The following is a 12,314-nucleotide window of genomic DNA, read 5'->3' as shown; positions in this document are numbered from 1 at the left end:
GGCCGGATTTAGGTTTGATTGCTCACGTTCCACCGATGCTCCAGCGCCTCAAGTGCTGCGATACGCTCATCGGTTTTGGGGTGGCTCATCAGCCAGGCTGGGGTAACACCCGCGCGCTGTTGCGTCAGGTCCTCCAGCTTGTGAAACAGCGATTTCTGCGGACCGATCCCAATGCCCGCCTTGGTCAGCAAGGCCGCGGCATATTCATCCGCTTCATACTCATCCCCGCGCGACAGGCGCGAAGCCAGAAGATGCGTCAGCATATTGGCAATCCAGGCGCCAATGAAGGGGATGAATCGGTTCAGCAACATCATCAAGGCGGCCCGCATCGCGTTCTGACCGGAAAAATCAATCATCCGCCGTCGCGCATGGCCCAGAGCAACATGTCCTAGTTCATGCGCGATCACACTGGCCATTTCCTCGGCCGAGACCTCTCCATTGCTGAACTTGCGATAAAACCCGCGGGTGATGAAAATCCGTCCGTCCGGCGCAGCCAAACCGTTCACCGGATCGATCTCGTAGATATAAACCGGCACCCGGTCGATCCCCAGTGCCGCCGCCAACCGATCCGTCATGCGTTTGAGCGCCGGGTCCGCGAGTTCGGTCGACTTGGCATCCAGTTCCTTATGCGTGCGCCAGACGGAAATGCGATACATCGCAATCGCATAAAGAACGGCCAGCAGGATCGGGGTTAGGCGGAGCATGATTTAGATATGGGTGTTTTGACTTGATCGACAAATAGAAAATTCGCCGCTCATTGATTTAACTTGCCATGTTTTGCCCTCTGATCGATCAATAGGTGTCTTGTTAGACCCCAAGAACTACAGAGGATATGAAAGTGCAGTTGAAGTCTCTGCTTCCAAGCCTGGTGTTTGCTGCCTGCCCGACGCTCGGATTGGCGCAATCAGCCGAAGAATTTCCGAATATGGTCGGCACATATGAATGTAACATCGAATACGGCGCGTTCTTTTTCGGCCTTCTCGAAGGTCCTTACACGTATGAGTTGGGCATCACAGAACAACTCGGTGCAGCGTTTCAAGGTTATTTCATCTGGGTTGGCGATCGTGAAGTCCTGCCCGCCGAACAAATCGATCGCCCCGGTCAGCAAGTCATCGCGGAGGAAGGCACAAAGGTCACCATTCGCGAAGAATTACTTGGTATGATCGGCTGGGGTGAATACAACTTACATATGGTCGACGCGGCGGACGAGGCGCGAAAAACAGGCCGGATCGTCAAGGAAGGCGAGTTCGAATTCATAGATGCAAGGCCGGGTGAGCGCGCCGCGCTAGGTCGAAATCGATGTGTGAGGCAACCTTAGGTTCTTGATGGAACCGCCACAGTCTACCGCGTCAGCTCTTTCATCCCCTGTTCCAACCCGGCCAGTGTCATGGGCACCATGCGGTCTTCGAAAATCTCTCGGATCATGCCGACTGAATGGGTGTATTCCCAATATTTCTCTGGCACCGGATTGATCCACAGGTTCGAGGCCCATTGGTCTCGGGCGCGTTGCAGCCAGACCTGCCCGGCCTCTTGGTTCCAGTGTTCATTGGCACCGCCGGGATAGGCGATCTCGTAGGGGCTCATCGAGGCGTCGCCCACGAAGATACATTTGTAATCCGGCCCATAGGTGCGCAGGACTTCGTGGGTTGGGGTCTGGTCGTTCCAGCGACGCAGGTTGTCGCGCCAGACGCCTTCGTAAAGGCAATTGTGGAAATAGAAATATTCAAGGTTCTTGAACTCGGTCCGTGCGGCCGAAAATAGCTCTTCTACCACCTTGATATGCGGATCCATTGAGCCGCCAACATCCAGAAACAGCAGCACCTTGACCGCGTTGTGACGTTCGGGCCTGGTTTTGACGTCGAGATATCCGTGCTCGGCCGTGGCGCGGATCGTGTTGTCCAGATCCAATTCCTCGGCGGCACCCTCGCGCGCCCAGCGGCGCAGGCGTTTCAGCGCGACCTTGATGTTGCGCGTGCCCAGTTCGACCGTGTCATCGAGGTTCTTGAATTCGCGTTTGTCCCAGACCTTGACCGCACGCTGATGGCGGCTTTCCTTCTGGCCGATGCGCACACCTTCGGGGTTGTAGCCATAGGCCCCGAACGGAGACGTCCCGGCAGTGCCGATCCACTTATTGCCGCCCTGATGGCGCCCTTGCTGCTCCTTCAGACGCTCGCGCAGCGTATCCATCAGCTTTTCAAAGCCACCCAAGGCATCGATCTCGGCTTTTTCCTCATCGCTGAGGTGCTTTTCGGCCATTTTTGCCAGCCATTCAGCCGGAATATCCACCGCCTCCAGCACCTGATCAAAGGTTATCTCGTCCAGCCCTTCAAAGCTGGCAGCAAAGGCGCGGTCGAATTTGTCGATGTTGCGCTCGTCCTTCACCATCGACACGCGGGCAAGGTAATAGAACGCCTCGACGTCATAGGTGGCCAGCCCCTTTTTCATCCCCTCCAGAAAGGTCAGGTATTCGCGTAAGGATACGGGAATACCAGCTTTGCGGAGGTTTTCGAAAAAGGGCAGAAACATCGGATCAGATAATCATCCTGAGTATGATCAGCGACACAATCATGCCAACCAGCGCAAAGGCAATGCCGTAGCCAGCCGCATATTGGGCGATATCCGCACCGCTGCCGTTGCGTTTGCGTGCTTTCATCGCGCCCAGTATCGCGCCAAGAATAGCCATGCCCAAGGTTACTACCATGCGTCTTTATCCACCTGCGCTGGCAGCGGACCGCCGGGCAACCTCTTGCGAGACCGAGCGGACCACCACGTCCGAGCCGAACCCGTATCGCGCCCAACCAATACTGTCCAGCCTGACCGAGCGCGCCTGATCCGGTTTTCCGGCCTGACGCAGGGCCTCGGACTTGAGCAACAGAAGCGTGGCCAGAAGGGCTGCGTTTTCGGCGCGTGTCATGACGGTGATGGCTTGGTCCAACTCGGGCAGCATTTCAGGGCCACGCCCTTGTGCCAGCGCGAATGAGGCAGTTTGAGCGGTGATATGCGCTCGGTGAACCTCGGTGCCTGGCGTGGCGTTGAGGTACTGCATCGCGATCTGGTATTGCTGTTGCGCGGCAACCGGGTCTTCGAATTGACCCATACGACCCAGCAGGTAATGCGGGTAGGCGCGTCGTTGGTCCGTCCAGCCCTGCGTCTTGCCGATACGGGCGGCCTCTTGCGCGGCGCGAATCCGTTTGGGCGAGGGCGCGCCGGGCCCAAGCGCGCGCTGCACTGCATTGATCCACTCACGCGGCGTTTCTGAAACCTGTTGGACCGGCAGCGTGTCGCCACGCGGGTTCAGGCGGCTCAGAACGCGGGGCAGGGCGGCGGCCACCTGTTCCCGTGTCATGCCGTTTTGCAGTTCCGGCGCGTAAGTGGCACGCAGGATCAGCATGTCGAACCCGGTCAGGATGGTGTGGAAATTGTCGTCGTTGAACACCGAATCCGGCAGGTGATAGATGTCGTTCAGCGGCCCAATGGCCTGGGCAAGTTCTTCGTGCAGGCAATCACGGATTTCCTGTGGACTGGCGTCATAAGGAATGAAGATGCCGATCCGTTCGCGGCTGCGCAGCTCGGTCCAGTTGCTTTTGCGCTTGCGCCGGTCCTGGCGGTATTCCTCAAGGCTGGAGGAGTTCGGCACCACAAAACAGGCGGCCTGCGGCAGAATGCGGCGGATCTGTTTCTGGCTGACCGCTTCGATCGTGATATTCGCCGGACCATCTGAGATCTGCTGAATGTCGATCCCGGTCTCTCGCCTGATGCGAGACAACAGCCGCGTCAGATCAGGTTGCATCGTTGCCGGAGGCGTTCCGGTCAGCCGCACGGTGATCGGCTGTTCGAACCGCGTAAAGACAGGCAGTTCCGCGCCGCTTTCCAGCATGAAATGCAGATCTAGAAAATCGGCAGCGATATTGGCATTAGACCGCACCGGGGAAACAGGACGGGTGGTGGAAAACGACCGCGCCGGCGGCAATGCGGCCTCGATAAACGCCTCACGCGTGGGCTGTTCGGTGCTGCTGATGGTGTCGCAGCCCGCAAGAACGCCAAGAACAAGGGCCAGCGCGATCCGCATCATGGGCGTTGATACTTTAAGAAAGGCGACAGTTTGCCGATACGATCATATAGTTTGCGTGCGGTGCGATTGTCTTCTTGCGTCAGCCAATAGACTGCGGGGGCCTCTTGCCTGTCTGCTTCGTCATAAACCGCTTGAATCAGTGCGCGCCCAACGCCGGTGCCACGTGCCTCGGGACGCGCGTAGAGGTCCTGCAGGTAGCAGACGCGCTCGACTTTCCAAGCGTGTCGATGAAACAGGTAATGTGTCAGCCCCACAAGCTGTCCGTCGATTTCGGCGACAAAACATGAAAAATCCTGGGGGTCATCTCCCAAAAGTCGCGAAAACGTGCTGTCGTAGACGTTCTCGGGCACCGATGTTTCATAAAACGCCAGATAATCGCCCCACAATTCGGACCAGTCCTTGCGGTCTTCCGGACGTAAGGGTCGGATCAATGGGGCGTTGGGCACGGGCTGCATCCTGTTTTGGCAATGGGCTTCCGACGCTTGGGGTCGGCGACGGCAATGCTGACATTCGCAGCCAATGAAGGCAAGCGGGGATCCCTGCACGGGCGGGTTGATGCCGTGTGGTCAGCGTTTGCTGCGTGCCATGAATGCCAGTCGTTCGAATAGATGAACGTCCTGTTCATTCTTGAGCAACGCACCATGCAGCTTGGGCAAGGCGTTGGCCCCGTCGCGTTTCAGATCGTCCGAGGTCAGATCCTCGGCCAGCAGCAGTTTCAGCCAATCCAGCACCTCGGAGGTTGATGGCTTTTTCTTCAACCCCTGCGTTTCCCGGATTTCATAGAACTGGGTCAGCGCCGTGGTCAGCAACCCATCTTTGATGCCGGGATGATGCACTTCAACGATCCGACGCATCGTGGCTTCATCCGGAAAGCGGATATAGTGAAAGAAACACCGGCGCAGAAACGCATCCGGCAGTTCTTTTTCGTTATTCGAGGTGATGATCACAATCGGGCGATGCTTGGCCCGGATGGTCTCGCCCGTCTCGTAAACGTGAAACTCCATCTTATCGAGTTCTTGCAGCAGGTCGTTGGGAAACTCGATATCGGCCTTGTCGATCTCATCGATCAGCAACACGACTTTTTCATCCGCATCAAACGCCTGCCAAAGCTTGCCTTTGCGGATATAGTTCGCAACGTCATGGACGCGTTCGTCACCCAGTTGGCTATCGCGCAGACGGCTGACAGCGTCATATTCATAAAGGCCTTGCTGCGCGCGCGTGGTCGATTTCACGTTCCATTCGATCATGGTCAGCCCAAGGGCACCGGCCACCTGTTTGGCAAGTTCGGTCTTGCCGGTTCCGGGCTCACCCTTGACCAGCAGCGGGCGTTCCAGCGTGACGGCTGCATTCACCGCGATGGTCAGATCGTCTGTGGCGACATATTCTGCCGTACCTTGGAAACGTGCGGTCATAAGGCCCTCATTCAATTGCGTGCGATTGCCCTGTTCGAGTTACAGAGAGCCGCGCGCTTTTACAAGCGGGCCGGGCACGCGCATCGCTTGGAACACGAGGGGACGTTGGGTCGCGAGCCATGATTCGTGATGCCAAACATTAAGAATTGGTCATCCGTTGCCATGAAATAGCCCGCCCAATTCCACACAAAAACAGTGTTTTTCCGTTAGAAGTCTCAGAATTATACCAGTCCGAACGACCGTGCGTTCATCCTACGTTTGTGTAGTGACATTCCTTCGCCTGTCGGATAAACGCTGCGCAGAAGGGGGTGCCAAATGTCAGGTGAAACTACCACGACCGACGTTTCTGGCCATACCGAGGGAGCCAATATGAAGCAGGAAGTTTTTCTGCCGGAAGATTACCGCCCGGCCGAAGATGAACCTTTCATGAATGATCGACAGCTTGAATATTTCCGCCGCAAGCTGCTGGATTGGAAGAACGAACTTTTGGCGGGCAGCCGCGATACAATCGAAGGTCTGCAGGACAACACGCGTAACATTCCGGACGTCGCCGACCGCGCAAGCGAGGAAACCGACCGTGCGCTTGAACTACGCACCCGGGATCGCCAGCGCAAGCTGGTGGCCAAGATCGACTCGGCCCTGCGCCGGATTGACGAAGGCGAGTACGGTTATTGCGAAATGACCGGTGATCCGATCTCGTTGAAGCGACTTGATGCACGTCCGATTGCGACCATGACGCTTGAGGCGCAAGAGCGTCATGAGCGGCGCGAGAAAGTCCATCGCGACGATTGATCGCTTGCTGAGACCAGCAACAAATCGCCGGGGCCTGTGGCTCCGGCTTTTTTTGTAGGCTATGCCGGTGCCATGAATTTGGTTGATCTGAAATTTGTCATTGTTGGCGCGGGTATAGGCGGTTTGGCCGCCGCATTGGCCCTGCGCAATAAGGGTGCCGAAGTTTTGGTTCTGGAACAGGCCCCGGAGATTGCCGAGGTCGGCGCCGGGCTGCAGATCAGCGCCAATGGGCTGAAAGTACTGCGAGCCCTGGGTGTGATCGGAGAGGTGCCGGAGAAAGGGCAAATGTCTTACGGCACCGTCCTTCGGGATTACGCCAAGGGGCGTTTCATTTCACGCCTACCCGCGCCCTCGGCAGGGGCCACATACTATTATCACCGCGCCGATCTGATCGATCTGTTGTTACAGGCCGCCATCAGCGCCGGGGTAGACATTCGGCTTGATCACAAGGTCACCGGGGTCGAAGAACACGCGGACGGAGTTGTGGTGCAAACCGTTGGAGGCGCCTCGATCGCTGCCGATTGCCTCGTCGCCGCTGATGGCGGGCGCAGCGCGATCCGCCCGCTTCTGAACGGGGAAGAGCTGTTGGGCTTCACCAATCAGGTGGCCTGGCGTGCAACGATCCCCTGGCAGACCCATCTGAAAGCGCCCAAAGCGCATCTGACCATGGGGCCGGGCCGTCATGTGGTGACCTATCCGCTGCGCGACCAAAGCCTCATGAACATCGTGGCGATTGAAGAGCGCAGCGATTGGCAGGACGAAGGCTGGCGCCTCAAAGGTGACCCGACCGATCTGCGCGCCCGTTTTGCAGATTTTGGCGGTAAAGTACGCGAGATTTTGCAAGAGGTTCAGGACCCCTATATTTGGGCGCTGTTTTTGCGCCCCGTTGCCAGAAAGTGGCAGAATGGGCGCATCGCTTTGCTGGGGGATGCGGCGCACCCGACGCTGCCGTTCATGGCGCAAGGGGCCTGTCTTGCGTTGGAAGATGCGTGGGTTCTGGCGCGATCCTTTGACAAGGCTGACATCGCAACTTCAATGGCTGCCTATGAAGCTGAGCGTGCGACCAGAGCGCGTCAGGTTGTTGATGCCGCCTCCGCCAATGCACGGAATTTCCACTTGCGCGGCCCGATGCGTATCGCGGCCCAGATGGTGCTGACCACCGTGGGCCCCAGATTGAGCCGCCGCTATGACTGGATTTACGACTACGACGCCACGGCGTAGATGATCACAGATCCAGATCCACCCAGACCGGCACGTGATCCGAAGGCTTTTCATGGCCGCGGATTTCTGCATCAATTCGGCAATCTTTCATCAGGTCTGCGGCCTGTGGTGTCAGCAGGAAATGATCGATCCGAATGCCGTCATTTCGGTTCCATGCACCAGCCTGATAATCCCAGAATGAATAGTGATCCGGTCCGCTGGTGATGGCGCGAAACGCCTCGGTAAAGCCCAGGTTCAGGATCTTTCGAAAGGCCGCGCGGCTTTCCGGTCGGAACAGGGCATCCTCACGCCACGCATCGGGCCGTTTGGCATCCTCTGGCTGGGGGATAATGTTGTAATCGCCCGCCATCAGCGCTGGTTCTTCCGACGCCAGCAGATCGCGCGCGCGGTCATATAGCCGCTCCATCCACGCAAGCTTATAGTCGTATTTTGGCCCCGGTGTCGGGTTGCCGTTGGGCAGATAGAGGCCGCAGATACGCAACGCTTGCTTGCCCACAATTGTGGCCTCGATCCAGCGCGCCTGCTCGTCTTCATCGTCCCCGGGCAAACCGCGCGTGACATCTTCCAACGGCAACTTCGACAGAATGGCCACGCCGTTGAAGCTCTTTTGTCCATGGGTCTCGACGTTATAGCCGCGCTCTTCAAAAAGCTCTCTTGGAAAATTCTCGTCGACAGATTTGATTTCCTGCAGCAGAACCACATCCGGTTGTGCGCTGTCCAGCCAACGGGGCAGGGCCTCGGCCCGGGCCTTGATGCCATTGATATTGAACGTGGCGATTTTCATGGGTGGCCCTCCGATGCTGTGTGCCAACCTATCGCCCAGAACGGGCCGGTCGGCAAGCCGCAGAACAGATTCGCGACCCGCCGTGGCGCGGTCCGGGGTATTTTCGGGCAGAGGAGGAAGCGAATGCTTAACTATTTCCGCCGCAGCATTCCGATAAAGCAAAGGCAAGGACGCGAAAGGCAGCAGGACGGATTTGAAGCAAAAACGACGTTGCAGAGCCTAAATGTTCCTTATATGTCCCCACCATCCGATTTGAGAAAAAGTGATAATTTCAAAGTGCGACAATCTCTGCGAACAAAAGCCATCGGCGTCTGCAACGACAAAATCGCCAAGAAAGGCGAGGCGGTAGGCCTTTCGTTTTATGCATTCTTTGCAAATAAGAACGATGATCCTGAGCTTTTGATGGAGGCAGCCGAATGGTGGATCAAAACACATCAGCTCGATCATTTTGAAAAAGCTGTAAAAATTCGAGAGATGATAAGTTCGGGCGTTTAACCAACGGCAGCTTTTTCCGATCAACGCAATAAAGCGCAACTTACGACATTGGGCTTCGGGGGTAGCGGCGCAGATTTGCCCCATATGGTCAAAAAACTGACGATATGGGGGCTAAACCCCCAAGACCGTTACATCGAAAAAGATGTACCGCAGCCGCAAGACGACGTGGCGTTGGGATTGTCTATGACAAAGCGGGCGCCGATCAGTTCCTGGGTGAAATCAATCACTGCGTTCTCCAGGAACGGCAGCGAAATGGCATCCACGATGACCTTTTGGCCTTTGCCTTCAAGGATCAGATCGTCTTCTTTCGGCTGATCCAGAGCGATTTCATACTGAAAGCCTGAACATCCGCCGCCTTCCACTGCGACGCGCAGGGCCTGGCCCTGATCCGCGGCGCCAATTTCGGCCAGGCGGTCAAAGGCGCGCTCAGTGACTGTTGGGGGCAGGTTCATGCCAGGCTCCAAAGGTTTATTTCCTCAGTTGGCTACAATATATGAAACCTAAAGACAGGCGACAAGGACACAACCTTTGGACAGAGCAGGTTTTGCCTCGGACCCGGCCCGCGCGCGGGGGCGTTTGGTGCCCGAAGAGGAAAGCAGTTTCCGGTCATGCTTTCAACGCGACCGGGATCGGATCATTCACGCCAGCGCCTTCCGGCGGCTCAAACACAAGACCCAGGTTTTTGTCGAGCATGAGGGCGACAGCTATCGCACGCGCCTGACTCATTCCATCGAAGTGGCACAGGTGGCGCGGACGATTGCCGGTGCCCTGGAGCTCAATCCCGAACTGACCGAGGCGGTGGCGCTGGCGCATGACCTTGGCCACACACCCTTTGGCCATACGGGCGAAGACGCGCTGCATGACCTGATGCAGCCCTACGGAGGGTTTGATCACAACGCGCAGGCCATTCGCATCGTCACCAAATTGGAACGGCACTATGCCGATTTCGATGGCTGCAACCTGACATGGGAATGTCTTGAGGGCATTGCCAAGCATAATGGCCCGGTGACGGGCGAATTGCCCTGGGCTCTGGCCGAGTGCAACGCAGCCTTTGATCTGGAACTGCACACCCATGCCAGCGCCGAGGCTCAGGTTGCGGCGCTGGCCGACGATATCGCCTATAACAACCACGACCTGTTGGATGGGCTGCGGGCCGGGCTGTTCACGGACGAAGAAATCCAGACGCTGCCCATCGTTGGCGATTGCTACGCTGAGGTGGATCGCAAATATCCGGGCCTCGACGCTTACCGCCGGCGGCATGAGGCGTTGCGGCGCGTGTTTGGCGTGATGGTCGCCGATGTCATCGACACGTCGCGCGGGTTGATCATCGGATCAGGGGCGCAAAGCGTGGAAGCGATCCGCACTCTTGGATACCCTGTCGTTCAGTTCTCGGACACGCTATGGGCGCAGCTCAAGCAAATTCGGGCCTTTCTGTTCACACGCATGTATCGTGCCCCCAGTGTGATGGAGGTGCGTGCCGAGGTGGGCAAAGTGGTCGAGGACCTGTTTCCCATATACCTCGGCGATCCCAAGCAGATGCCGGAACGGTGGCATTGCGATATCGAAGCCGCCAGCGATGAAACGGCGCTGGCGCGTATCGTGTCGGACTATATCGCCGGTATGACGGACCGGTTTGCCCTGCAGGACCACGCGCGACTGACGGGCGCTTAGCTTTTCTGCGACGCGTCAGGTCGCAGGTCAAACACATGCATCCATTGACCTCGACGCTTTGCGTGGTAAACCGCCGGGCAAGCAAAAGGACATTCGAAATGAACCTGTTTTCCGAGATCCGCGGCCTGGTGCTGGACGCGCTGGCACAGATGCAGTCCGAAGGCGCGCTGCCTGACGGGCTGAGCTTTGACAACGTGGCGGTCGAACCGCCGCGCGATGCCGCGCATGGGGACATGGCAACCAATGCGGCCATGGTTCTGGCCAAGCCCGCCAAGATGAAACCGCGTGACATTGCGGACGCGCTGGCCGGGAAACTTGCGGCAGATGATCGGGTCACGAGTGCCGAAGTGGCGGGGCCGGGCTTCCTGAACCTGCGGCTGGCCCCATCGGTCTGGCAGGGTGTTCTGGCTGCGGTGCTTCAGAAAGGCACCGATTATGGGCGCTCGGATATGGGGCATGGCCAAAAGGTCAATGTCGAATATGTCTCGGCCAACCCCACAGGTCCGTTGCATGTCGGCCATACGCGGGGGGCGGTGTTCGGCGACACGCTGGCCAGTTTGCTGGCTTATTCCGGCCATGATGTGACGCGGGAATACTACATCAATGACGGTGGGACGCAGGTCGACGTGCTGGCGCGGTCCGCTTATGAGCGGTATCGCGAGGCCAATGGGCTGAGCCCCGAGATTGCTGAGGGGCTGTATCCCGGCGATTATCTGATCCCGATCGGCGAGGCGCTGAAAGAGAAATACGGTGACAGTCTGATCGACAAGCCCGAGAGCGAATGGCTGCAAGAGCTGCGCGAGTTTTCGACCAACGCGATGATGGACCTGATCCGGGCAGACCTGAAGGCTCTGGGCGTCGAGATGGACGTATTCTTCTCAGAGAAATCTCTCTATGGCACAGGCCGGATCGAGGCCGCTCTGCAATCGCTGACCGACAAGGGCCTGATCTATGAGGGCGTTTTGGAGCCGCCAAAGGGCAAGAAGCCCGAGGATTGGGAACCGCGCGAGCAGACCCTGTTCAAATCGACCGAGCATGGGGATGACGTGGACCGCCCGGTGAAGAAATCGGACGGGTCGTGGACCTATTTCGCCCCCGACATCGCCTATCACTATGACAAGGTGAGCCGTGGCTTTGACGCGCTGATCGACGTGTTCGGCGCAGACCATGGCGGTTATGTCAAACGGATGAAGGCGGCTGTTTCGGCGCTGTCCGATGGTAACGTATCGCTGGATATCAAGCTGACCCAGTTGGTGAAGCTGTGGAAGAATGGCGAGCCGTTCAAGATGTCCAAGCGGGCGGGGAATTTTGTCACCCTGCGCGATGTGGTCGATCAGGTCGGGCCCGACGTGACCCGGTTTGTGATGTTGACCCGGAAGAACGACGCGCCGCTGGATTTCGATTTTGACAAGGTGTTGGAACAAAGCCGCGAGAACCCGGTGTTCTACGTGCAATACGCCCATGCCCGGGTCATGAGCGTGCTGCGTCGCGCCGCTGAGGCCGGGATTGCCGCCGATGATGCGACCCTTGTCGCGGCTGATCTGAGCAAGAACGACCACGTTTCGGAACTGACGGTTGCCAAGAAGCTGGCCGAATGGCCGCGCTTGGTAGAAATTGCTGCCCGCACCAATGAACCGCACCGCGTTGCTTTCTATCTCTATGAATTGGCAGGGGATTTCCATGCGCTGTGGAACAAGGGCAATGACGAAACTCAGCTGCGATTTATCCAGGATGGCGATGTTGCCACAAGCCAATCAAAAATCGCACTGGCCCGTGCCGTTTCTGTTGTGATTTCAGCAGGTCTGGGTATTCTTGGTGTCACCCCGGCGCAGGAGATGCGGTAACCAATACCGACCGAACCGCCGGA

14 protein-coding genes are annotated in these 12,314 nt (G+C 57.7%); 6 read left to right on the top strand and 8 right to left on the bottom strand.

All coding sequences use genetic code 11. The annotated features are described in order from the left end of the window. Positions 1 to 8 precede the first annotated feature (8 nt). Positions 9 to 704, bottom strand: coding sequence for a M48 family metallopeptidase (locus ACR0AG_RS13260; protein ID WP_480839582.1), 696 nt, complete (start codon positions 702 to 704; stop codon positions 9 to 11). Between the two features lie 128 nt (positions 705 to 832). Between ACR0AG_RS13260 and ACR0AG_RS13255 the strand changes: the two genes are divergently transcribed. Further along, a complete protein-coding gene (locus ACR0AG_RS13255) occupies positions 833 to 1,318 on the top strand; it encodes a hypothetical protein (protein WP_480839580.1) in 486 nt (161 codons plus the stop codon). Between the two features lie 23 nt (positions 1,319 to 1,341). Here ACR0AG_RS13255 and ACR0AG_RS13250 read toward each other — a convergent pair whose 3' ends face one another. The 5 genes from ACR0AG_RS13250 to ACR0AG_RS13230 form a co-directional block, all read right to left on the bottom strand. Next, positions 1,342 to 2,526, bottom strand: a complete 1,185-nt coding sequence (locus ACR0AG_RS13250; protein ID WP_480839578.1) for a vWA domain-containing protein — start codon at positions 2,524 to 2,526, stop codon at positions 1,342 to 1,344. 4 nt (positions 2,527 to 2,530) lie between these two features. Further along, positions 2,531 to 2,701 carry a hypothetical protein gene (locus ACR0AG_RS13245; RefSeq protein WP_480839576.1) on the bottom strand — a complete coding sequence of 57 codons (171 nt, stop codon included), beginning with the start codon at positions 2,699 to 2,701 and terminating at the stop codon, positions 2,531 to 2,533. A gap of 6 nt (positions 2,702 to 2,707) precedes the next feature. Further along, positions 2,708 to 4,072, bottom strand: coding sequence for a DUF2927 domain-containing protein (locus ACR0AG_RS13240; RefSeq protein WP_480839574.1), 1,365 nt, complete (start codon positions 4,070 to 4,072; stop codon positions 2,708 to 2,710). Next, on the bottom strand, positions 4,069 to 4,527 hold the full coding sequence (locus ACR0AG_RS13235; RefSeq protein ID WP_480839572.1) for an N-acetyltransferase family protein: 459 nt from the start codon (positions 4,525 to 4,527) through the stop codon (positions 4,069 to 4,071). Before ACR0AG_RS13235 ends, ACR0AG_RS13240 begins: the two co-directional genes overlap by 4 nt. A 111-nt stretch (positions 4,528 to 4,638) precedes the next feature. Further along, entirely contained in the window at positions 4,639 to 5,484 is an 846-nt protein-coding gene (locus tag ACR0AG_RS13230) for an AAA family ATPase (protein WP_480839570.1), read from the bottom strand. A gap of 369 nt (positions 5,485 to 5,853) precedes the next feature. Between ACR0AG_RS13230 and dksA the strand changes: the two genes are divergently transcribed. Next, positions 5,854 to 6,276 carry an RNA polymerase-binding protein DksA gene (gene dksA, locus ACR0AG_RS13225; RefSeq protein WP_039531267.1) on the top strand — a complete coding sequence of 141 codons (423 nt, stop codon included), beginning with the start codon at positions 5,854 to 5,856 and terminating at the stop codon, positions 6,274 to 6,276. A gap of 72 nt (positions 6,277 to 6,348) precedes the next feature. Continuing rightward, complete coding sequence (locus ACR0AG_RS13220) at positions 6,349 to 7,497, top strand: FAD-dependent oxidoreductase (RefSeq protein ID WP_480839568.1); 1,149 nt, start codon at positions 6,349 to 6,351, stop codon at positions 7,495 to 7,497. A 4-nt stretch (positions 7,498 to 7,501) separates the two neighbouring features. Here the strand turns inward: ACR0AG_RS13220 and xth are convergent, their stop codons facing one another. Continuing rightward, complete coding sequence (xth, locus tag ACR0AG_RS13215) at positions 7,502 to 8,281, bottom strand: exodeoxyribonuclease III (RefSeq protein WP_480839566.1); 780 nt, start codon at positions 8,279 to 8,281, stop codon at positions 7,502 to 7,504. A gap of 123 nt (positions 8,282 to 8,404) precedes the next feature. Here xth and ACR0AG_RS13210 point away from each other — a divergent pair, with 123 nt between their 5' ends. Then, the gene (locus tag ACR0AG_RS13210; RefSeq protein WP_480839564.1) at positions 8,405 to 8,776 is read left to right on the top strand and encodes a DUF6500 family protein; all 372 of its coding nucleotides are present in this window, start codon (positions 8,405 to 8,407) and stop codon (positions 8,774 to 8,776) included. A gap of 128 nt (positions 8,777 to 8,904) precedes the next feature. On the opposite strand, the gene ACR0AG_RS13205 is transcribed toward ACR0AG_RS13210, so the two are convergent. Further along, positions 8,905 to 9,228 carry a HesB/IscA family protein gene (locus ACR0AG_RS13205; RefSeq protein WP_480839562.1) on the bottom strand — a complete coding sequence of 108 codons (324 nt, stop codon included), beginning with the start codon at positions 9,226 to 9,228 and terminating at the stop codon, positions 8,905 to 8,907. Positions 9,229 to 9,304: 76 nt separating this feature from the next. On the opposite strand from ACR0AG_RS13205, the gene ACR0AG_RS13200 reads away from it, so the two are divergent. After that, positions 9,305 to 10,447 carry a deoxyguanosinetriphosphate triphosphohydrolase gene (locus ACR0AG_RS13200; protein ID WP_480839560.1) on the top strand — a complete coding sequence of 381 codons (1,143 nt, stop codon included), beginning with the start codon at positions 9,305 to 9,307 and terminating at the stop codon, positions 10,445 to 10,447. A gap of 98 nt (positions 10,448 to 10,545) precedes the next feature. Continuing rightward, positions 10,546 to 12,291, top strand: a complete 1,746-nt coding sequence (argS, locus tag ACR0AG_RS13195; RefSeq protein ID WP_480839558.1) for an arginine--tRNA ligase — start codon at positions 10,546 to 10,548, stop codon at positions 12,289 to 12,291. The last annotated feature ends 23 nt before the right edge of the window (positions 12,292 to 12,314 follow it).

It is taken from the genome of Ruegeria sp. H6, assembly GCF_056532975.1.
Note: the sequence above shows the minus strand (reverse complement) of the source record. Positions and strands in the feature narration are given on the sequence as shown.

Coding starts and splice junctions, on each gene's coding strand:
- dksA (WP_039531267.1), top strand. CDS start 5,854: ATGAAGCAGGAAGTTTTTCTGCCGGAAGATTACCGCCCGGCCGAAGAT.
- ACR0AG_RS13245 (WP_480839576.1), bottom strand. CDS start 2,701: ATGGTAGTAACCTTGGGCATGGCTATTCTTGGCGCGATACTGGGCGCG.
- ACR0AG_RS13220 (WP_480839568.1), top strand. CDS start 6,349: ATGAATTTGGTTGATCTGAAATTTGTCATTGTTGGCGCGGGTATAGGC.
- ACR0AG_RS13230 (WP_480839570.1), bottom strand. CDS start 5,484: ATGACCGCACGTTTCCAAGGTACGGCAGAATATGTCGCCACAGACGAT.
- ACR0AG_RS13235 (WP_480839572.1), bottom strand. CDS start 4,527: ATGCAGCCCGTGCCCAACGCCCCATTGATCCGACCCTTACGTCCGGAA.
- ACR0AG_RS13260 (WP_480839582.1), bottom strand. CDS start 704: ATGCTCCGCCTAACCCCGATCCTGCTGGCCGTTCTTTATGCGATTGCG.
- ACR0AG_RS13240 (WP_480839574.1), bottom strand. CDS start 4,072: ATGATGCGGATCGCGCTGGCCCTTGTTCTTGGCGTTCTTGCGGGCTGC.
- argS (WP_480839558.1), top strand. CDS start 10,546: ATGAACCTGTTTTCCGAGATCCGCGGCCTGGTGCTGGACGCGCTGGCA.
- ACR0AG_RS13210 (WP_480839564.1), top strand. CDS start 8,405: ATGCTTAACTATTTCCGCCGCAGCATTCCGATAAAGCAAAGGCAAGGA.
- ACR0AG_RS13250 (WP_480839578.1), bottom strand. CDS start 2,526: ATGTTTCTGCCCTTTTTCGAAAACCTCCGCAAAGCTGGTATTCCCGTA.
- ACR0AG_RS13255 (WP_480839580.1), top strand. CDS start 833: ATGAAAGTGCAGTTGAAGTCTCTGCTTCCAAGCCTGGTGTTTGCTGCC.
- ACR0AG_RS13205 (WP_480839562.1), bottom strand. CDS start 9,228: ATGAACCTGCCCCCAACAGTCACTGAGCGCGCCTTTGACCGCCTGGCC.
- xth (WP_480839566.1), bottom strand. CDS start 8,281: ATGAAAATCGCCACGTTCAATATCAATGGCATCAAGGCCCGGGCCGAG.